Consider the following 21,423-nt stretch of genomic DNA (forward strand, 5'->3'; position numbering starts at 1 on the left):
TCCGCCTTTGAGCCCCAGGCGCTTACTGGCTGACCGTCAGCTTGCCGACCATGCCTGCCTGATAGTGCCCCGGGATATTGCAGGCGAACTCCAGGCTGCCGGCCTTGCTGAAGGTCCAGGTCAGCTCAGCGGTCTTGCCCGGCTCCACCAGCACGCTGTTCGGGTCGTCGTGCTTCATGCCGGGCATCGCGCCATGGCCCATGGCGGCGTGATCCATGGCCCCAGCGGGCATGTTCTTCATCGCGGTGGGCGTGAGCATGCCGCTCTGCTGCATCTTCAGCATTTCCTGCTGGTGCTCGGCATGCATGGTCGCGGTACCGATATTGAGCTCATGCAGCAACTGGCCCTTGTTGATCAAGACAAAACGCACGGTTTCGCCTGCCTTGATGTCCAGGCTCTTGGGGGTGTAGGACATGTCGTTCATGACCACTTCCACCGTACGCGTGGCCTTGGCCGCCGAGGCCGCCTGACCGAAATCGTAGGTCTGCGCCGGCGATGCCCAGGCCGGCGCACCCAATGCCAGCAAACAGGCGGCCAGCGTCAACGAACGAGGTAAAACACCCTTGGGTAAAAACATAATCGCACTCCAACAAGATGAGGTTCAGCTTGTGTGAAACTCTAAGGCCGCAGCGCTGCCAGCCAGCTGACTGCTAGATTACAACTTTGTCAGCTTGTGCCCTGCGGCCGTCACCCAGGGTATAAAGCCCGCGTTCCATTTGCCATGAGCCGCCCATGAAACTGCTGATCGTCGAAGACCAACCGAAAACCGGCCACTACCTGCGCCAGGGCCTGAGCGAGGCAGGCTTCAACGCCGAGCTGGTGGCCGATGGCACCACGGGTCAACACCTGGCGTTGACCGGCGACTATTCCCTGTTGATTCTCGACGTGATGCTGCCGGGCCGCGATGGCTGGCAGATCCTGCAAGCCGTGCGCGGCGCCGGGCTGGAGATACCGGTGCTGTTCCTGACCGCGCGCGATGCGGTGGAAGATCGGGTCCACGGCCTGGAGTTGGGCGCCGACGATTACCTGGTCAAGCCTTTCGCCTTCTCCGAACTGCTGGCCCGGGTCCGCAGCCTGCTGCGCCGCGGCAGCTCCACGCCCCAGGAAACCACCCTGCAACTGGCGGACCTGCGCCTGGACCTGATTCGCCGACGGGTCGAACGCAACGGCCAGCGCATCGACCTCACCGCCAAGGAATTCTCGTTGCTGGAAATGCTCCTGCGGCGCCAGGGTGAAGTGCTGCCCAAGACGCTGATCGCCTCCCAGGTCTGGGACATGAACTTCGACAGCGACACCAACGTCATCGAGGTGGCGATCCGCCGCTTGCGCCTGAAGATCGATGACGATTACCCGAACAAACTGATCCACACCGTGCGTGGCATGGGCTACGTGCTCGAAGAGCGCCAGGCCTGATGCGCCGCTTGTCCCTGAGCGGCCGCCTGGCCTTGTTGTTCGCCGGCTGCACCGCGGTGGTTTCGTTGCTCGCCGGGGTGCTGTTCAGCCGCGCCAGCGAAGCGCACTTCATTGAGCTCGACCAGCAACTGCTGGAAGGCAAGCTGATCGCCATGCGCAGTGCGCTGCAGGGCGCCGACACCCCGCAACGCTTTGCCGAACGCAAGGTGCAGCTGCAGGATGAACTCAGCCATCAACCGGACCTGACGCTGCGGGTCACAGGAGCGGACAGCGCCGTCTGGTTCGACAGCGCCAAGGCACTGCCGGCCACTTCGGCCCAGCCGAGCGGACTGCACAGCCTGCAACATGACGGCACCGCCTACCGTGTCTACAGTGCGGCCCTGGAGCCTGGCCAGGCCGGCTCGCCAGAGCTGACCCTGATGCTCGACATCACCCACCACCAGCACTTTCTGCAGCGTATGCAGCACCTGATCTGGCTAACCGTCGGCCTCTCGGCCCTGGCCACCGCGCTGCTCGGGGCCTGGGCCGCGCGCAGCGGCTTGCGTCCGCTGCGGCGGATGAGCGAGGTCGCCGCCGGCGTGTCCGCCAGCTCCCTGACCCAGCGCCTGCCAGAGCAGCAGATGCCCGGCGAACTGGCCGAACTGGCCCATGCCTTCAATGCCATGCTCGGACGCCTGGACGACTCCTTCCAGCGCCTCTCCGCGTTCTCGGCGGACATCGCCCATGAGCTGCGCACCCCGCTGTCGAACCTGCTGACCCACACCCAGGTCACCCTCACCCGCCCACGGGCGCTGGAAGACTATCGCGAAGCCCTGCACAGCAACCTCGAAGAACTGCAATGGATGGCCCAACTGGTCAACGACATGCTCTACCTGGCCAAGGCCGACCACGGCCTGCTGACGCCGAAACGCGAAGCCCTGGAGCTGGGTGAGGAAACCGACATGCTGCTGGAGTTCTATACGCCGCTGGCCGAAGACGCCGGTATCGCCCTGGGGCGCGAAGGCAGCGCGAAGATCCAGGGCGACCGCAGCATGTTGCGCCGCGCCCTTTCCAACCTGCTGGACAACGCCCTACGCTTCACCCCGGCCGGCGGCGAAGTGCGGGTGCGACTTGGCGAGACCGCCAAGGGTTCATACCTGCGGGTGGAAAACACCGGCGAAGGCATTGCGCCTGAACGCTTGCCACGGCTGTTCGACCGCTTCTACCGCGCCGACCCGGCGCGCCATGAAGGCAGCAGTGAACATGCAGGCTTGGGGCTGGCCATCACCCAATCGATCATCCGTGCCCATGGCGGGCAGATTCGTTGCGAATCGGCGCAGGGCCGGACGAGCTTTGTGATTGAGTTGCCGAGGCAGGAATAGCGCAGGGTTGGCGAGCAAGCTCCCCCCATAGGAGCGAGCTTGCTCGCGATAGCGAGATTACGAATAACGCAATGCAGTCGCCGGCTCGACCTTCGCCGCGCGCCAGGCTGGATACAGGGTCGCCAGGAAGCTCAGGACAAAACCCGCGGTGCAGATCAGGGCCACGTCGCCGCCCTGCAGCTCGGAAGGCAGGTTGCTGACGAAGTACACGTCGGAACTGAAGATGTGCTGGCCGCTGACCCGCTCCAGCCAACCCACCAGCGCACTGACGTTCAACGCCGCGATTACCCCCAGCACGCCGCCGATCAAGGTGCCGACGATACCGATCACCGTACCCTGAACCATGAAGATCGCCATGATCTGCCGTGGCGTGGCGCCGATAGTGCGCAGGATCGCGATGTCCGCACCCTTGTCGTTCACCACCATGATCAGCGTGGCGATGATGTTGAACGCGGCCACGGCCACGATCATCAGCAGCAACAGGCCGATCATGGTCTTTTCCATCTTCATCGCGCTGAACAGGCTGCCCTGGGTGTGGGTCCAGTCATCGGCCTTGAAGCCAGCGCCCAGGCTGGCCGCGATATCGCCGGAAACCTTGGGCGCGGCGTACAGGTCCTTGACCGCCAGGCGCACGCTCTGCACCTGGTTCGGCTGCCAGTGCTGCATCTCGGCGGCATCGGCCACATGGATCAGGCCCATGGAACCGTCGAGCTCGGCCCCGACCTTGAACACGCCGACTACGTTCAAGCGCTGCATGCGCGGGGTGATGCCGCCCGGCGCGGAGCTGATTTCCGGCACGATCAGGGTCAGCTTGTCGCCGACATTCAGGCGAAAGCGCCGCGCCGTGATCTCACCGATCACCACCCCGAACTCGCCCGGTTTCAAGGCATCCAGACGGCCCTGGACGATGTGCTGGGCAACGATGGAGACCTTGCCTTCCTGGGCCGGGTCGATGCCGCTGATCTGGATCGGCTGCATCGAGCCCTTGTAGGAGAGCATGCCTTCCATCTCGGTGAACGGCACCGCGGCCGTCACCTCGGGATTTTTCATCGCCGCGGCGGCCACCGGCTGCCAGTCGTCGATCGGTTTGACGCCGACGATGGTGGCGTGGGGCACCATGCCGAGGATGCGCGAGCTCATTTCGCGCTGGAAACCGTTCATCACAGACAGCACCACGATCATCGCCAGCACGCCCAGGGCGAGGCCGATCATCGAGGTCATGGAGATGAAGGAAACAAAGCGATTGCGGCGCTTGGCGCGGGTATAGCGCGTGCCGATAAAGATCGATAACGGTCTGAACATTCGCTGGGGCACCGTATGGAAATTAAAGACCCGGCACCTGTTTCAGGCGCCGGGTTGCGACCAATCAGATGGGCGTCAGGAAACCTTCCTGCAGGTGCAGGACGCGGTCCATCTGGCGAGCCAGGTTCATGTCGTGGGTCACCACCAGGAACGCGGTACGCATCGAGGTGCTGAGTTCCAGCATCAAGTCCTGGATGCCTTGCGCGGTGTGGGAGTCGAGGTTGCCGGTCGGCTCGTCGAGCATCACCAGCCCTGGCTTGTTGACCAGGGCACGGGCGATAGCCACACGCTGGCGCTCACCACCGGACAGTTCGGCCGGCTTGTGCTCCAGGCGATGGGCCAGCCCTACCCGCTCCAGCAAGGCGGTGGCCCGCTGACGAGCTTCCGGGATCGCGGTCTTGCCGATCAGCAGCGGCATGCAGACGTTTTCCAGGGCGGTGAATTCCGGCAGCAGGTGGTGGAACTGGTAGACAAAGCCGAGGGCGCGGTTGCGCAGCAGGCCACGGCCCTTCTCGCTCAGCGCCGAAAGCTCCTCGCCGTCGAGCCAAACGCTGCCCTTGGTCGGCGTGTCGAGGCCACCCAGCAGGTTGAGCAAGGTACTTTTGCCCGAACCTGAGGTACCGACGATCGCCACCCGCTCGCCCGGGTGCAACTCCAGTTGCAGGCCGGACAACACCACCACCGATTCCGGACCTTCCTCGTAGGACTTGCCCAGGTCGCGGCAGCTCAGAATTGCTTTTTCACTCATGCCCAACTCACTCATAACGTAGCGCCTCCGCCGGCTGGGTGCGCGCGGCACGCCAGGCTGGATACAGGGTGGCGAGGAAACTCAGGACCAGTGCCGCGCCGCAGACCATCAACACATCCTCGGCCATCAGTTGCGATGGCAGGTAGTCGATGAAGTACACGTCGGCATTGAGGAATTTGTGCCCGATCAGGCCTTCGAGGGCGGAGATCGCCGCGCTCACGTTCAACGCCGCGAACATCCCGACCACGGCGCCGATCAAGGTACCGATCACGCCGATCACCGTGCCCTGGACCATGAAGGTCGCCATGATGCTGGCCGGCGTCGCCCCCAGGGTACGGAGGATCGCGATATCGCCCTTCTTGTCGTTCACCACCATCACCAGGGTGGAGATGATGTTGAAGGCGGCCACGGCGACGATCAGCAGCAACAACAGGCCGATCATGGCTTTTTCCATACGGATGGCCTGGTACAGGTTGCCGTGGGTACGGGTCCAGTCACGGGCGTAGTACTGGTTCTCGCCCAGTTGCTCGGCAATTTCCCAGGCGGTGCGTGGCGCCTGGAACAGGTCGTCGAACTTCAGGCGCAGGCCCTGCACCTGGTCCGGTTTCCAGCGGTGCAGGCGGCCCAGGTCGTCGAGGTTGGTCAGGCCCAGATAGCCGTCCAGCTCGCCGGCGCCGACATGGAAGATGCCGACCACGGTAAAACGCTTCATGCGCGGGAACATCCCGGCCGGGGTCACCGTGACCTCGGGCGCGACGAAGGTCAGCTTGTCGCCCAGGCCAACCCCCAGCTTGGTCGCGGCCTTGTCACCGATCACGATGCCGAAGCTGCCGGGGGCCAGGTCGTCCAGCTTGCCCTGCTTCATGAAGTTATCGATGATCGAAACCTGGCGTTCCTTGGCCGGATCGATGGCGTTGAGCAGGACTTTCTGCACCTGGCCGTTATTGGTCAGCAACCCCTGCATCTGGGTGAACGGCGCAACCGCCAGTACCTTGGGGTTCTGCTTGACCTTGTCGGCCAGGCCTTGCCAGTCGCTGATCGGCTCACCGGACTCGATGGTCGCGTGGGGCACCATGCCCAGCACGCGGGTGCGCATCTCATGGTCGAAGCCGTTCATCACCGACAGCACGACGATCATCACGACCACGCCAAGGGCGAGTCCGATCATCGAGGTCAGGGAAATGAATGACACGAAATGATTGCGGCGCTTTGCACGGGTATAACGCGTGCCAATAAATACGAAGAGAGGTCTGAACATGTCGGGGCTTGTTCGGAGGAAAAGAAGACGTCCTTGTGGCGGGTCCTGGTAAGCAGCTTTACACTCAGACCACCGCCGCTACCATGGGTTCGCCATGTCGACATTAGATGAAGAAGATCGCCGCGAATACTACCGTATCGAGGACACGATCGCACTGGAAATTAGCCCCTTGTCCGCCCACGAAGCGGCGAGTAAGGAAGTGTTGCAGGATGCGTCGCCGCTGTTCAACCTGCTCAGCGAGCTGCATCTGAGCGAATTCGAATCGCAGCACCTGCTGCGCCAGGTCAGCGAGCGCGACCGGACCCTGGCCAACTACCTCAAGTCCATGAACAAGCGCATCGACCTGCTTAGCCAGGTGGTGGCGCAGACCGTGCTCGGCAAGTTCGGCGAACCGCAGCGGGTGATTCTCTCCGAAGGCGGCATCGAGTTCGAACATCACCTGTCCTACCCGGCCGGCACCCACCTGGCGGTCAAGCTGCTGCTGATGCCCCAGGCCTTGGGCCTGTTGTTGCGGGCCAAGGTCACCCATTGCGAAACCCGCAGTTTCGGCACGTTCGAAATCGGTACCGAGTTCGAATCATTGACCGACGCCCAACGCCAGTTGCTGGCGCGCTATATCCTGCAGAAGCAAGCCCAGGAACGTCGCCAGGCCCGAGAACAGAACGACCCGGCAGCCGATTGACCTGCGGCCCCACCGCGCAGCACTGATCATCTAATGGAAAAATTTCCGTGAAGGAGCAATCGTGACCCTGATTTATGGCCACCGCGGCGCTAAAGGCGAAGCACCGGAAAACACCCTGACCAGCTTCCAGCAGTGCCTCAAGCATGGCGTGCGCCGCTGCGAACTGGACCTGCACCTGTCCATGGACGGCGAGCTGATGGTGATCCACGACCCGACCCTCAAGCGCACCACCGACCGCCGCGGCAAGGTGGTCGAACACAGCGCCGAAGAACTGGTGTCCTATGACGCTCGCAAGGGCGGCCCGGGCTGGGTCACGCCCTGCCCGATCCCGCGCCTGGAAGAACTGTTCGAAAAATGCGACTTCGAGCACTGGCAGCTGGAGGTCAAGAGCGCCTCGCGCACCCGTGCCGCCACCACGGTGCTGGCGATTCGCGAGATGGCACAGCGTTTCGGCCTGCTGGACAAGGTCACCGTCACCTCCAGCTCACGGGAAGTGCTCAAGGCGGCTGTCGAGCTGACCCCGGATCTGTCGCGCGGGCTGGTCGCCGAATACGCCTGGCTCGACCCGTTGAAGGTCGCGCAAAGCTACGGCTGCGAGATTCTGGCGTTGAACTGGACACTCTGCACCCCGGAGCGGCTGCAACGGGCGCAGCGTCAGGGCTTGCATGTGTCGGTATGGACAGTCAACGAGCCTGCGCTGATGCGCAGGCTCGCCGACTTCGGCGTAGACAGCCTGATTACAGACTTTCCCGGTTTGGCCAGCGCCACGCTCGAGAGTTACTGAAATCGGTCTCCCCGGCCGGCTCAGGCCACCGGCCGGAGTCGCTCAAAAAAGCCGGTTGAGGCCGTCGTAAGCGGCTACCCGATAGGCTTCGGCCATGGTCGGGTAGTTGAACGTAGTGTTGACGAAGTACTTCAGGGTATTGAGTTCGCCCGGCTGGCTCATGATCGCCTGGCCAATGTGCACGATCTCCGAAGCCTGGTAACCGAAGCAGTGCACGCCCAGGACTTCCAGGGTTTCGCGGTGGAACAGGATCTTCAGCATGCCTTGCGGCTCACCGGCGATCTGCGCGCGGGCCATGCTCTTGAAGAAGGCCTTGCCCACTTCGTACGGCACCTTGGCCTGGGTCAGTTCCTGCTCGTTCTTGCCGATCGAACTGATCTCCGGAATGGTGTAGATCCCGGTCGGCACGTCGTTGACGAAGCGCCAGCTGCCGTTGTCGACGATGCTGCCGGCGGCCGAACGCCCCTGGTCATGGGCGGCACTGGCCAGGCTCGGCCAGCCGATCACGTCGCCGGCGCCGTAGATGTTCGGCACGCAGGTGCGGTAGTTCTCGTCCACTTCGATCTGGCCACGGCTGTTGACCTTGACCCCGATGTTTTCCATGCCCAGCCGGTCGGTATTGCCGGTCCGGCCATTGCACCAGAGCAAGGCGTCAGCCTTGATCTTCTTGCCCGACTTGAGGTGCAGGATCACGCCATTGTCGAGGCCTTCGACGCGGTCGTACTCCTCGTTGTGGCGCACGGTGATGTTGTTGTTGCTGAAGTGGTAGCTCAGCGCCTGGGAGATCTCGGAGTCCAGGAAGCTCAGCAACTGGCCGCGGTTGTCCACCAGCTCGACCAGTACCCCCAGGCCACTGAAGATCGAGGCGTATTCACAACCGATCACCCCAGCGCCGTAAACGATGAGTTTGCGCGGGGTGTGGCCGAGGCTGAGGATGGTGTCGCTATCATAGATACGCGGGTGGTGGAAATCGATATCGGCCGGGCGATATGGACGCGAGCCGGTGGCGATGATGATGTGCTTGGCCACCAGCTTCTCGACCACGCCGTTGGCGCAGACCACTTCGATGGTCTGCTCGTCGGCGAAGCTGCCGGTGCCGAAGAACACGTCGACCCGGTTACGCGCGTAGTAGCCGGTGCGCGAGGCGACCTGCTTGGAGATGACCTTCTCGGCGCTTTTCAATACGTCGGGGAACGAGAACCAGCGTGGCTCGCCAATGGCCCGGAACATCGGGTTGGTGTTGAACTGCATGATCTGCCGGACCGAGTGACGCAAGGCCTTGGACGGGATGGTGCCCAGGTGGGTGCAGTTACCGCCGACCTGGCGACGGCTATCGACCATCGCTACCTTGCGCCCAGCTTTCGCGGCGTTCATTGCCGCACCTTCTCCAGCGGGGCCTGAACCCAACACCACTACGTCGTAGTTGTAGACAGCCATGCGTACTCCTCAGAACAGGCCGCGGCACCCGATGTGGCACCTGCGGCTAAATCATGCCGCGGCCAGCGGCATGAAGGATCAATTTGGCTCGGTTACGAACCCGGGCACAGTCTATAGAAGCGTCAACGCCGCGCACATTAACCCTTGGTCGCGTCGCCGGCTACTTTTGCCTGCGACATCGCGCCGCGGCACCGCGCAAGATTACTGCTTTTGTCCGGCAAACAGGCGATCAAACGCGCGGTTGCTGCGTGTGACGAAGCCTGTATCGGCGCGAATCACAAAAAATGCGGCGATATCGTGTTTTTCCGCGTAATCCCAACCGCGCTCGGGACCGAGGATCAGCAGCAGGGTCGACAGACCATCGGCCATCACGGCCGCGGGATGAATCACCGTGACCGCAGCCAGCCCATGCTCGACAGGCCTGCCGGTGCGGGCGTCGAAGGTGTGGGAATAACGCTGTCCGTCGCGCTGGAAATAATTGCGGTAGTCGCCGGAAGTCGAAACCCCATAACCATCGACGGCGATGACCCGCTCGGCCAGCTGTCGATCGTCCCGCGGCTCCTCCAGGGCAATGCGCCATGCCGAACCGTCGGGTTTCCTGCCGACGGCCTTGAGTTCGCCGGTGGCTTCGACCAGGTAACTGTCGATGCCCATTTCCGCGAGCCTGGCGGCAATCCGGTCCACCGCATGACCGGCGGCGATGCTGTTGAAATCCACCTCGACCGCGGCGTCCTTGCACAGCTGGTCGCCCTCGATACGCAGATGGGTATAGCCGACTCGCTGCCGCACCTGCGCCAGCGCCGTATCGCTCGGCACCGCCTCTCCGCGCCCCTGCGGACCGAAGCCCCAGAGGTTGAGCAACGGCTCGACCGTCAGATCGAAGGCGCCCTGGCTGTCCCGCGACAGCTGCTGGCCAATCTCGATCAAGCGCAGGACCGCCGCCGGCATCGCCTGGCAGCTATTGGCCGGCAGATCGTTGAAGCGTTCGATGTCCGAGTCGCTGCGATAGGTCGACATCTGCCGGTCGATCTGCGCAAGTATCCGCTCGACCTGGGCCTGCACCTCACTCGGCGCGGCCAGCCCTGCCCGCCTCACGTACTTGATCGAGTAGGTGCTGCCCATGGTCGGGCCGCCGAAGCTTTCCAGCGAGTCGCTCCGACCGCATCCGGCCAGGGCCATTGCCAGAACGACAGGAAGCCATCCTCGCACCCAAGATCCACCCAGCAAGACTTCGCCTCCCGACAATCGATTTCCCTCTCGGCTTCGTCCGACCAGGGCGGGCCATTATGCGGCAGCCAGCGCGGATTTGATGCAGGCCGAACCCGGCTCATCGCGAGCTCGCTCCTGCGGGTTTATTCCGCGAACTGGCTGGCAATAAATCCCAAGCCGTCCATCTACTTAGCAAGCAAGCTAAGAGTTTTTGTTGCCTCGACAGACTCATACACATATTGTTACAAACTGTTTGGCCTGCGGCTTAGCCGCCCCAGACCGTGCAGCCAGGACGGATAACGACCAGGGATCGCTAACAAAATAGCCAAAGTGAGTGAATAAAATGTCCACGACCACGGGCAAAGGCAAGGCGATCTTTCGCGTTGTCAGCGGCAACTTTCTGGAGATGTTCGACTTCATGGTCTACGGCTTTTACGCCACGGCCATTGCCAAGACCTTCTTCCCTGCCGACAGTGCTTTCGCGTCATTGATGCTGTCGCTGGCGACCTTCGGCGCCGGCTTCCTGATGCGCCCGCTGGGCGCGATCTTTCTTGGCGCTTATATCGACCGTCATGGCCGGCGCCGGGGCCTGATCATCACCCTGCTGCTCATGGCCGCGGGCACCGTGCTGATCGCCTGCGTCCCGGGTTATGCCACCCTCGGCGTCGCCGCGCCGTTGCTGGTGCTGTTCGGCCGCTTGCTGCAGGGCTTCTCTGCCGGTGTGGAACTGGGTGGCGTCTCGGTTTACCTGGCGGAAATCTCCACCCCGGGCCGCAAGGGCTTCTTCGTCAGCTGGCAATCGGCGAGCCAACAGGCCGCCGTGGTCTTCGCCGGCTTGCTGGGCGTTGGCCTGAACCACTGGCTGAGCCCGGAACAAATGGGCGACTGGGGCTGGCGCATGCCGTTCCTGGTGGGCTGCATGATAGTGCCGGCGATCTTCATGATCCGTCGTTCGCTGGAAGAAACCCCGGAGTTCCAGGCACGCAAGCACCGCCCTACCCTGCGGGAAATCATCCGCTCCATCGGCCAGAACTTCGGCATCGTCCTGGCCGGCATGGCACTGGTGGTGATGACCACTGTGTCCTTCTACCTGATCACCGCCTACACCCCGACCTTCGGCAAGGCCGAATTGCAGCTGTCGGACCTGGACGCTCTGCTGGTCACCGTGTGCATCGGCCTGTCGAACTTCTTCTGGCTGCCGGTGATGGGCGCCGTATCGGACAAGGTCGGGCGCAAGCCGCTGCTGCTGGCGGCGACCGTCCTGGCGATCCTCACGGCTTACCCGGCCCTGTCCTGGCTGGTGGCCAACCCGAGTTTCAGCCACCTGCTGATCGTCGAGCTGTGGCTGTCCTTCCTCTATGGCTCGTACAACGGCGCCATGGTGGTGGCTCTCACCGAAATCATGCCGGTTGAAGTGCGCACCACCGGTTTCTCCCTGGCCTACAGCCTGGCCACCGCCACCTTTGGCGGCTTCACGCCAGCGGCCTGCACCTACCTGATCCATGCGCTGGACAACAAGGCGGCGCCGGGGATCTGGCTCAGCGGCGCGGCGGTGCTGGGCCTGATCGCGACCCTGGTGCTGTTCCGCGGCAACAAGCATGAACTGCGCACTGCGCAGGCAGCAGTAGTGGGTGGCGCCTGATCGACCGTCTTCGCGGGCAAGCCGCGCTCCTGCAGGTTATGCGTCAGTTCTGAAATCGCATACGCCCCGTAGGAGCGAGGCTTGCCCGCGAAAAGGCCCGCCCAATCAACTCATCCCTCCAGCCATCAAACGCCACAAACAAAAACGCCCCGACAAGTCGGGGCGTTTTTGTTTGTGGCTAAGGCTTAGCGCGGGAACGCAGGCGGGTTCACACCGGCCATGTCTTCCATCACGCGAACCACCTGGCAGCTGTAACCGAATTCGTTGTCGTACCAGACGTACAGAACAACGCGGTTATCCTGGGTGATGGTCGCTTCAGCGTCCACCACACCGGCGTGGCGCGAGCCCACGAAGTCGGTGGAAACCACTTCCTGGGAATTGACGAAGTCGATCTGCTTGTGCAGATCGGAGTGCAGCGCCATGTAGCGCAGGTACTCGTTCATCTCTTCACGGGTAGCGGCTTTCTCAAGGTTCAGGTTGAGAATGGCCATCGACACGTTTGGCGTCGGAACGCGGATCGCGTTGCCGGTCAGCTTGCCGGCCAGCTCAGGCAGGGCCTTGGCGGCAGCGGTGGCAGCACCGGTCTCGGTGATTACCATGTTCAGCGCGGCGCTACGGCCACGACGATCGCCCTTGTGGAAGTTGTCGATCAGGTTCTGGTCGTTGGTGTACGAGTGAACGGTTTCGACGTGACCGTTGACGATGCCGAACTTGTCGTTCACGGCCTTGAGCACCGGCACGATGGCGTTGGTGGTGCAGGAAGCGGCGGAAACGATCTTGTCGTCAGCGGTGATTTCGGCGTGGTTGATACCGTGAACGATGTTCTTCAGCTTGCCTTTGCCAGGCGCGGTCAGAACGACACGGTCGATACCCGGGCAGGCCAGGTGCTGACCCAGGCCGTCGGCGTCACGCCATACACCGGTGTTGTCCACCAGCAGCGCGTCTTTGATGCCGTACTGGGTGTAGTCCACCTCGGTCGGATTCTTCGCGTAGATAACCTGGATCAGGTTGCCGTTGGCGGTGATGGTGTTGTTGGCTTCGTCGATGGTGATGGTGCCGTTGAACGAACCGTGCACCGAATCGCGACGCAGCAGGCTGGCGCGTTTGGTCAGGTCGTTTTCGGCGCCTTTGCGCACCACGATGGCGCGCAGGCGCAGGCCGTCGCCACCACCGGTTTTCTCGATCAGGATGCGCGCCAGCAGACGGCCGATACGACCGAAGCCGTACAGGACCACGTCGGTGCCTTTGCGGGGCGAAGCGTTTTGCTGACCAACCACGTCAGCCAGCTCTTCGCGAACGAATTGCTCGGCGGTGCGGCCATTGCCTTCGTTACGGAATTTGAACGCCAACTTGCCCAGGTCCACCGAAGCCGCGCCGAGCTTGAGCTCGCTCATGGCCTTGAGCAGTGGGAATGTTTCGTGGACGGAGAGTTCGCTATCGTCGGAAGAGCGATGGCGAGCAAAGCGGTGAGCTTTGAGAATCGCGATGACAGACTGGTTGATCAGGCTGCGGCCATAGATCGAGCTCACCACATTGTTATTGCGGTAGAGCTGACCGATAAGCGGAATCATCGCTTCTGCGAGCGCTTCACGGTCGATCCATTCACCAAGACACTGGTCGGGCTTCTGAGTCACGGGAACCTTCCACATGTAGGGGCTGAAAAAAGGGGCTACATTATGCAGCCGAGTCCCCTGCGTAGCAATGCGCGCCTGTCGCGCAGAACGTAACAAAAATCCATCCGGAAAAAACACACCCCGCTCCAGCCCAGTAAATACGCGGGTTCCAGAAAGGCCTCATTTTGCGCGGTATCCCAGCGTTGTCTGTAACCCTCCGTAACACCGCCCCGATTCGGCACTACATTTCCCGCCAAGAAACGCGTTTTTTTGTCATAACCACTACATTTTCCGCAACCGCGTAATAGACACATCAGCAACTGACAGCCGGTACGCCGGACCGCTACAATTACCGACTTTGTCGCAACGCTGGAGCTCAACCTTCCGTGCCCGTTCTGCGTCTACCGCAACTCCCTGCCGCCGCCGGCAAACAGCACTGGGGCAATCTGCCCGGTGCCGCCCTCAGCCTCGCCATTGCCGAGGCTGCCAGCGCCGCCAAGCGCTTCACCCTGCTGCTGACCGCCGACAGCCAAAGTGCCGAACGGCTGGAGCAGGAGCTGAGTTTCTTCGCCCCGGATTTGCCCGTGCTGCATTTCCCGGACTGGGAAACCCTGCCCTACGACCTGTTCTCGCCGCACCAGGACATCATCTCCCAGCGAATCGCCAGCCTGTACCGGCTGCCGGAGCTGGAGCATGGCGTGCTGGTGGTGCCGATCACCACGGCCCTGCATCGCCTGGCGCCGACCAAGTTCCTGCTGGGCAGCAGCCTGGTGCTGGACATCGGTCAGAAGCTGGATGTCGAACAGATGCGCACTCGCCTGGAAGCCAGCGGCTATCGCTGTGTCGACACGGTCTACGAGCACGGCGAGTTCGCGGTGCGCGGCGCCCTGATCGACCTGTTCCCGATGGGCAGCAAACTGCCTTATCGCATCGACCTGTTCGACGATGAAATCGAGACCCTGCGCACCTTCGATCCGGAAAACCAGCGCTCCATCGACAAGGTCGATTCGGTGCGCCTGCTGCCGGCGAAAGAATTCCCGCTGCAAAAAGAAGCCGTCACCCGCTTCAAGGCCCGTTTCCGCGAACGCTTCGACGTCGATTTCCGCCGCTGTCCGATCTTCCAGGACCTGAGCAGCGGGATCACTCCGGCCGGTATCGAGTATTACCTGCCGCTGTTCTTCGAAGACACTTCGACCCTGTTCGACTACCTGCCCCAGAACACCCAGGTGTTTTCCCTGCCGGGCATCGAGCAGGCGGCCGAAAACTTCTGGAACGACGTGCGCAACCGTTACGAAGAACGCCGCGTCGATCCGTCCCGTCCTTTATTGCCGCCCGCCGAGTTGTTCCTGCCGGTGGAAGACTGCTTCGCCCGTCTGAAAAGCTGGCCGCGGGTAGTCGCCAGCCAGCAGGACATCGAGGCCGGTGGCGGCCGCGAGCGCTTCCCGGCACAGCCCCTGCCCAACCTCGCCATCGAAGCCAAGGCCAACCAGCCGCTGGCGGCCCTGGCGAATTTCCTCGACGAGTTCACCGGACGCGTGCTGTTCACCGCCGAATCCGCCGGGCGCCGCGAGGTGCTGCTGGAGTTACTGGAGCGCCTGAAGCTGCGGCCGAAGACCGTCGACAGCTGGCCGGACTTCGTCGCGCTCAAGGATCGCCTGGCGATCACCATCGCACCGCTGGACGAAGGCTTGCTGCTGGACGATCCGGCCCTGGCGCTGGTGGCCGAAAGCCCGCTGTTCGGCCAGCGCGTGATGCAGCGCCGGCGCCGGGAGAAACGCGCCGACGCCAACAACGATGCGGTGATCAAGAACCTCACCGAGCTGCGCGAAGGCGCGCCGGTGGTGCATATCGATCACGGCGTGGGCCGCTACCTGGGCCTGGCCACCCTGGAGATCGACAACCAGGCCGCGGAATTCCTCACCCTCGAATACGCCGAGGGCGCCAAGCTCTATGTGCCGGTGGCCAACCTGCACCTGATCGCCCGCTACACCGGTAGCGACGACGCCCTGGCGCCACTGCACCGCCTGGGTTCGGAAACCTGGCAGAAAGCCAAGCGCAAGGCCGCCGAGCAGGTGCGCGATGTCGCCGCCGAACTGCTGGACATCTACGCTCGCCGCGCGGCCCGCGAAGGTTATGCCTTCGCCGATCCGAAAGCCGACTACGCCACCTTCAGCGCCGGCTTCCCGTTCGAAGAAACCCCCGACCAACAAACCACCATCGAAGCGGTGCGCGAGGACATGCTCGCGGCCAAGCCGATGGACCGCCTGGTCTGCGGCGACGTCGGCTTCGGCAAGACCGAAGTGGCGATGCGCGCCGCTTTCATCGCCGTGCACGGCGGCAAGCAAGTGGCGATCCTGGTGCCCACCACCCTGCTCGCCCAGCAGCACTACAACAGCTTCCGCGACCGCTTCGCCGACTGGCCGGTGACCGTGGAAGTGATGAGCCGCTTCAAGTCCGCCAAGGAAGTGAATGCCGCGGTGGCCGACCTGGCCGAAGGCAAGATCGACATCGTCATCGGCACCCACAAGCTGCTGCAGGACGATGTGAAGATCAAGAATCTCGGGCTGGTGATCATCGACGAAGAGCACCGCTTCGGCGTGCGCCAGAAAGAACAGCTCAAGGCCCTGCGCAGCGAGGTCGACATCCTGACCCTGACCGCGACGCCGATTCCGCGCACGCTGAACATGGCGGTGTCGGGCATGCGCGACCTGTCGATCATCGCCACGCCACCGGCCCGACGCCTGTCGGTGCGCACCTTCGTCATGGAGCAGAACAAGAGCACGGTCAAAGAGGCCCTGCTGCGCGAGCTGCTGCGTGGCGGCCAGGTCTACTACCTGCACAACGATGTGAAGACCATCGAGAAATGCGCCGCCGACCTCGCCGAACTGGTGCCGGAAGCGCGCATCGGCATCGGCCACGGGCAGATGCGCGAACGCGAACTCGAACAGGTGATGAGCGACTTCTACCACAAGCGCTTCAACGTGCTGATCGCCTCGACCATCATCGAGACCGGCATCGACGTGCCGAGCGCCAACACCATCATCATCGAGCGCGCCGACAAGTTCGGCCTGGCCCAGCTGCACCAGTTGCGCGGCCGGGTCGGTCGCAGTCACCACCAGGCCTACGCCTACCTGCTGACGCCACCGCGCCAGCAGATCACCCCGGACGCGGAAAAGCGCCTGGAGGCGATCGCCAACACCCAGGACCTCGGCGCCGGCTTCGTGCTCGCCACCAACGACCTGGAAATCCGCGGCGCCGGCGAACTGCTGGGGGATGGTCAAAGCGGGCAGATCCAGGCGGTGGGCTTCACCCTTTATATGGAGATGCTCGAGCGCGCGGTGAAAGCCATCCGCAAGGGCGAGCAGCCGAACCTCGACCAGCCCCTGGGTGGCGGTCCGGAAATCAACCTGCGCCTGCCGGCACTGATTCCCGAAGACTACCTTCCGGATGTGCATGCGCGGCTGATCCTCTACAAGCGCATCGCCTCGGCCACCGACGAGGACGGCCTGAAAGACCTGCAAGTGGAGATGATCGACCGCTTCGGCCTGCTGCCAGAACCGACCAAGAACCTGGTACGCCTGACCCTGCTGAAACTGCAGGCCGAGCAACTGGGGATCAAGAAGGTCGACGGCGGCCCGCAGGGCGGTCGTCTCGAGTTCGCCGCCGATACCCCGGTGGACCCGCTGGCGCTGATCAAACTCATCCAGGGCCAACCCAATCGCTACAAATTTGAAGGCGCCACGCTGTTCAAATTCATGGTGCCGATGGAACGTCCGGAAGAACGCTTCAACACATTGGAGGCGCTGTTCGAGCGCCTCACCCCGAAAACTGCTTGAAGGACGCCCCATGCGCCTGTTTCGCTCACTGACCTTGCTCCTGACCCTGGTCGCTCCCTCGGCGTTTGCCGACATGTATCAGGTCGAAATGATTCTGGTCCGGCAGAACGCGGTTCCCGCCATCGTCAGCCGCGCCGCCCCCGAAGACTGGGCCGCCGGCGCCCAACGCCTGGGCGCCGACAGCCAGCGCACCCCGGCGCTGGGCGGCGTGGTCGAGAAACTCACCGCCAGCGGCGACTACAGCGTGCTGATGCACAAGGCCTGGCAACAGGCGCTGGGCGAAAACCCGGTGAAAGTCGCGATCAGCGAGGGCCAGGAACAGTTCGGCCAGTTCCCGATCGAGGGCACCCTGACCCTCAAGCTCGGGCGCTTCACCGATGTGGATGCGCAGTTCTGGGTCAACCGGATCGACAGCAACGGCCTGGTGACCGCCAGCGAACGCCTGAAACAGGAAAGCCACACCAAGAACGGCCAGCTCAACTACCTCGACAACGGTCACCTGGCCCTGCTGATCAAGATCACCTCGCTGTCGGCCCCCGCGCCGCGCGAGGCGCCGCCTGAAATCGTGGACTGACAGAAGTCCCTATGCCCCCGACCCTGACCAAACCCCTGGCACCTTCCTGGGTCAGCCGATTCAAGGAACAAGCCCTGGAGCGTGGCCGCCGCTACGCCCTGGAGAACCGCGTCAGGATCGTCCAGGCCGGCGACAGCGTCATCACCGCCAGTTGCGAGGGCTCGGGAGGCAACGTCTATCGACAGACCATCAGCCTGCGCGAGTCGGCCAAGAACACCTTGCTGATGGTCGAAGCCTCCTGCACCTGCCCGGTGCGCAGCAATTGCAAACACATTGCCGCGGTGCTGCTGAAAATCGAGGAGACCCTGGCCTACCCGGCGGCAGCGAAAGACGCCGAGCTGCTGGAAAAACTCCAGGCCGTCCTGGAAAACCGCAGCCCCGCCCCGCTGCCGCAACAGATCGTCGACAACGTGCAACCGGTGCCCCGGTTGTGGCTGGCCAGTATCGAGTTCAGCGCCTTCGAACCGCGCAACGGCAAGATGCAGCGCTACATCCAGCACCGTGCCGCGCTGTCGTTCAGCTACCTGGAGGAATACGTCAGCGGGCAGAAAAACGCCGACGTGGTGATTCGCCAGGAACACCAGACCCTGCGCATCAGACGCCAGCCGGAAGTCGAACAACGCTATCGCGAACAACTGCGGGCGCTGGGTTTCAAGATCGCCACCCGGCAAAGCAAGGCCCTGCCGGAAAGCGCCGGCGAGCTGTATGAAATGGTCAACGACAGCGCCTGGCTGACCTTCACCCTCAACGAACTGCCCAAGCTGCGCACCCAGGGCTGGGAGCTGCAGATCGACGACGACTTCGGCTTCGACCTGACCGCCGTGGACGACTGGTACGCCACGGTGGACGAAGCGCCGGGGCGCGACTGGTTCGACCTGGAACTGGGCATCATCGTCAACGGCGAGCGCCTGAGCCTGTTGCCGATCCTGCTCAACCTGATGCGCTCCCACACCGAGATCCTCAACCCGGAACGCCTGGCCAGACGCCGCGACGACGAACTGATCCTGGTGAACATTCCCGGGCGCCCCAACTCGCCCAACGGCCCCCTGCAAGTGGCGCTGCCCTATGGCCGGCTGAAGCCGGTGCTGGCCACCCTGGGCGAGTTCTATCTGCAGGAACCCGGCGAAACCACACTGCGCCTGAGCAGTGCCGACGCGACCCGCCTCAATCCGCTGGAAGACCTGCCCCTGCTCTGGGAAGGCGGCGAACACATCCGCTCCTTCGCCCAGCGGCTGCGCGACATCAAGGACTACTCGGCCCCCGCGCCGGAGGGCCTGAACGCCACGCTGCGCCCCTATCAGCTCGAAGGCCTGAGCTGGATGCAGTCCCTGCGCCAGCTGGAAGTCGGCGGCATCCTGGCCGACGACATGGGCCTGGGCAAAACCCTGCAGACCCTGGCCCATGTGCTCAGCGAAAAGAACGCCGGGCGCCTGGACCGGCCGTGCATGGTGGTGATGCCCACCAGCCTGATCCCCAACTGGCTCGACGAGGCGGCGCACTTCACGCCGCAACTCAAGGTCCTGGCCCTGTATGGCGCCGGCCGCCATAAGCACTTCGCCCGGCTGAGCGACTACGACCTGATCCTGACCACCTACGCGCTACTGCCCAAGGATGTCGAGCAACTCGCCGCCCTGCCCCTGCATGTCCTGGTGCTGGATGAGGCGCAATACATCAAGAACCCGTCGAGCAAGGCGGCCCAGGCCGCGCGCGCGCTCAATGCCCGGCAGCGCCTGTGCCTGAGCGGCACGCCACTGGAGAATCACCTGGGCGAGCTGTGGTCGCTGTTCCATTTCCTGCTGCCCGGCTGGCTGGGGGACGTGAAGAGCTTCAATCGCGACTACCGCGTGCCGATCGAAAGGCATGCCAGCGAAGTACGCCTGCAGCACCTCAATGGGCGGATCAAGCCCTTCCTGTTGCGCCGCACCAAGGAACAGGTGGCCACCGAACTGCCGCCCAAGACCGAGATCATCCATTGGGTGGAGCTCAATGAAGCCCAGCGCGATGTGTACGAAACCATGCGCCTGGCCATGGACAAGAAAGTCCGCGACGAGATCACCCGCAAGGGCGTGGCCCGCAGCCAGATCATCATTCTTGAAGCGTTGCTGAAACTGCGCCAGGTGTGCTGCGACCTGCGCCTGGTCAACGAAGACGCGGTGCCGGCGCGAGGCAGCTCCTCCGGCAAGCTCGACAGCCTGATGGAGATGCTCGAGGAACTGTTCGACGAGGGTCGGCGCATCCTGCTGTTCTCGCAATTCACCTCGATGCTGAGCCTGATCGAAGCCGAGCTTAAACGGCGCAATGTCGCCTACGCCCTGCTGACCGGGCAGACCCGCGATCGCCGCACGCCGGTCAGGGACTTCCAGGGCGGAAAGCTGCAGATCTTCCTGATCAGCCTGAAAGCCGGCGGCGTCGGCCTCAACCTGACCGAAGCCGACACCGTGATCCACTACGACCCCTGGTGGAACCCGGCCACGGAAAACCAGGCCACCGACCGCGCCTATCGAATTGGCCAGGAGAAGCCGGTGTTCGTCTACAAGCTGATTGCCCGCGGCACGGTGGAAGAGAAAATCCAGCACCTGCAGCAGGAGAAGTCCGACCTGGCCGCGGGCGTACTGGATGGGCGCAAGGCCGGGGACTGGAAGCTGCAGAGCGAAGACATCGAAGCCCTCTTCGCCCCGCTGCCCGACAAGAAAGGCGGACGCTGATCTGGAGCGGCTGGTGCAGCCTGCGATCGGCTGTGCAGCAGACGTAAATACCGCGGATTCAGGTTTTGCGAGCGCTACGCACTCGGTCGCAGCCTGCGGCAGCGGCTACAGGTTTGCCGCGAGGACCCGCGCCAGCGTCGCCTGCACCTTGCCCATACCATCCTGCAACGCTTGCTCGATCTCGGCCATGGTAATCACCGTCGCGGACTTGCCCGCCGCGGGGTTCACCACCAGCGCCAGGCAGGCGTAGTCCAGCTCCAGCTCACGGGCCAGCGCCGCTTCCGGCATGCCGGTCATGCCGACGATGTCGCAGCCGTCACGCTCCAGGCGGGCGATCTCCGCCACGGTTTCCAGGCGCGGCCCCTGGGTGCAGGCGTACACGCCCTGACTGCTGAATTCGCAGCCTTCGGCGGCCAGCGCGGCAATCAATTGCTGGCGCAGCGACTCGCTGTAGGGATAGCTGAAGTCGATGTGAGTGACCTGCTCCAGGTCGTCGGCAAAATAGGTGTGCTCACGACCGCTGGTGTAGTCGATCAGCTGATGCGGCACGCAGAAATGCCCGGAGCCCATCGCCGGATGAATGCCACCCACCGCGTTGACCGCCAGAATCGCCTCGGCGCCAGCCTGCTTCAGCGCCCAGAGATTGGCCCGATAGTTCACCTGATGCGGCGGGAAGCGATGGGGATGACCGTGACGCGCCAGAAACAGCACCTCGCGCCCGGCGTATTCACCCTTCTGGATATCCGCCGACGGAGCGCCATAGGGCGTATCCAGGGGCAAGGATTGGTGAATGCTCAAGCCTTCGAGCCGGGTCAGGCCGGTACCGCCGATAATCGCGTAGACCGTCATCGCAAAAGCC

At 63.3% G+C, this 21,423-nt stretch carries 16 protein-coding genes; 8 read left to right on the plus strand and 8 right to left on the minus strand.

The features are described from left to right. Positions 1–22: 22 nt before the first annotated feature. On the minus strand, positions 23–577 hold the full coding sequence (gene copI, locus AC07PQ_RS22925) for a copper-resistant cuproprotein CopI (RefSeq protein WP_102678845.1): 555 nt from the start codon (positions 575–577) through the stop codon (positions 23–25). Positions 578–732: 155 nt separating this feature from the next. On the opposite strand from copI, the gene AC07PQ_RS22930 reads away from it, so the two are divergent. Both AC07PQ_RS22930 and AC07PQ_RS22935 read left to right on the plus strand, forming a co-directional pair. Next, entirely contained in the window at positions 733–1,413 is a 681-nt protein-coding gene (locus AC07PQ_RS22930) for a heavy metal response regulator transcription factor (protein ID WP_007926961.1), read from the plus strand. Then, a complete protein-coding gene (locus tag AC07PQ_RS22935; protein ID WP_493185241.1) occupies positions 1,413–2,774 on the plus strand; it encodes a heavy metal sensor histidine kinase in 1,362 nt (453 codons plus the stop codon). The genes AC07PQ_RS22930 and AC07PQ_RS22935 overlap by 1 nt, the downstream gene beginning before the upstream one ends. Positions 2,775–2,831: 57 nt before the next feature. On the opposite strand, the gene AC07PQ_RS22940 is transcribed toward AC07PQ_RS22935, so the two are convergent. The 3 genes from AC07PQ_RS22940 to AC07PQ_RS22950 all read right to left on the minus strand — a co-directional run bounded on the left by AC07PQ_RS22940 (position 2,832) and on the right by AC07PQ_RS22950 (position 6,082). Beyond that, the gene (locus AC07PQ_RS22940; RefSeq protein WP_053260313.1) at positions 2,832–4,076 is read right to left on the minus strand and encodes a lipoprotein-releasing ABC transporter permease subunit; all 1,245 of its coding nucleotides are present in this window, start codon (positions 4,074–4,076) and stop codon (positions 2,832–2,834) included. A gap of 64 nt (positions 4,077–4,140) precedes the next feature. Further along, positions 4,141–4,824, minus strand: coding sequence for a lipoprotein-releasing ABC transporter ATP-binding protein LolD (gene lolD, locus AC07PQ_RS22945; protein ID WP_164523762.1), 684 nt, complete (start codon positions 4,822–4,824; stop codon positions 4,141–4,143). Positions 4,825–4,831: 7 nt separating this feature from the next. Next, the gene (locus AC07PQ_RS22950; protein WP_007926943.1) at positions 4,832–6,082 is read right to left on the minus strand and encodes a lipoprotein-releasing ABC transporter permease subunit; all 1,251 of its coding nucleotides are present in this window, start codon (positions 6,080–6,082) and stop codon (positions 4,832–4,834) included. Between the two features lie 94 nt (positions 6,083–6,176). On the opposite strand from AC07PQ_RS22950, the gene AC07PQ_RS22955 reads away from it, so the two are divergent. Beyond that, positions 6,177–6,764 (plus strand): PilZ domain-containing protein, encoded by a 588-nt coding sequence (locus AC07PQ_RS22955; RefSeq protein WP_007926941.1) that lies wholly within the window; start codon positions 6,177–6,179, stop codon positions 6,762–6,764. A gap of 61 nt (positions 6,765–6,825) precedes the next feature. Continuing rightward, the gene (locus AC07PQ_RS22960) at positions 6,826–7,548 is read left to right on the plus strand and encodes a glycerophosphodiester phosphodiesterase (protein WP_007926940.1); all 723 of its coding nucleotides are present in this window, start codon (positions 6,826–6,828) and stop codon (positions 7,546–7,548) included. 42 nt (positions 7,549–7,590) lie between these two features. On the opposite strand, the gene sthA is transcribed toward AC07PQ_RS22960, so the two are convergent. After that, the gene (sthA, locus tag AC07PQ_RS22965; protein ID WP_493185242.1) at positions 7,591–8,985 is read right to left on the minus strand and encodes a Si-specific NAD(P)(+) transhydrogenase; all 1,395 of its coding nucleotides are present in this window, start codon (positions 8,983–8,985) and stop codon (positions 7,591–7,593) included. Positions 8,986–9,186: 201 nt separating this feature from the next. After that, positions 9,187–10,164, minus strand: coding sequence for an FAD:protein FMN transferase (locus AC07PQ_RS22970; protein WP_493185243.1), 978 nt, complete (start codon positions 10,162–10,164; stop codon positions 9,187–9,189). 373 nt (positions 10,165–10,537) lie between these two features. On the opposite strand from AC07PQ_RS22970, the gene AC07PQ_RS22975 reads away from it, so the two are divergent. Beyond that, positions 10,538–11,836, plus strand: coding sequence for an MFS transporter (locus AC07PQ_RS22975; protein ID WP_493185244.1), 1,299 nt, complete (start codon positions 10,538–10,540; stop codon positions 11,834–11,836). A gap of 185 nt (positions 11,837–12,021) precedes the next feature. Here AC07PQ_RS22975 and AC07PQ_RS22980 read toward each other — a convergent pair whose 3' ends face one another. Then, positions 12,022–13,485, minus strand: a complete 1,464-nt coding sequence (locus AC07PQ_RS22980) for a glyceraldehyde-3-phosphate dehydrogenase (RefSeq protein WP_007921292.1) — start codon at positions 13,483–13,485, stop codon at positions 12,022–12,024. Between the two features lie 350 nt (positions 13,486–13,835). On the opposite strand from AC07PQ_RS22980, the gene mfd reads away from it, so the two are divergent. From mfd to AC07PQ_RS22995, 3 genes are read left to right on the plus strand one after another with little or no spacing between them, the layout of a single operon-like run. Further along, a complete protein-coding gene (gene mfd / locus AC07PQ_RS22985) occupies positions 13,836–17,285 on the plus strand; it encodes a transcription-repair coupling factor (RefSeq protein ID WP_493185245.1) in 3,450 nt (1,149 codons plus the stop codon). 10 nt (positions 17,286–17,295) lie between these two features. Continuing rightward, the gene (locus tag AC07PQ_RS22990; protein WP_493185246.1) at positions 17,296–17,859 is read left to right on the plus strand and encodes a CsiV family protein; all 564 of its coding nucleotides are present in this window, start codon (positions 17,296–17,298) and stop codon (positions 17,857–17,859) included. A gap of 11 nt (positions 17,860–17,870) precedes the next feature. After that, on the plus strand, positions 17,871–20,564 hold the full coding sequence (locus AC07PQ_RS22995) for an SNF2-related protein (RefSeq protein ID WP_493185247.1): 2,694 nt from the start codon (positions 17,871–17,873) through the stop codon (positions 20,562–20,564). A gap of 105 nt (positions 20,565–20,669) precedes the next feature. On the opposite strand, the gene AC07PQ_RS23000 is transcribed toward AC07PQ_RS22995, so the two are convergent. Beyond that, entirely contained in the window at positions 20,670–21,413 is a 744-nt protein-coding gene (locus AC07PQ_RS23000) for an S-methyl-5'-thioinosine phosphorylase (RefSeq protein WP_274306079.1), read from the minus strand. Between the last annotated feature and the right edge of the window lie 10 nt (positions 21,414–21,423).

The organism is Pseudomonas sp. GW821-FHT09E12, assembly GCF_059416085.1.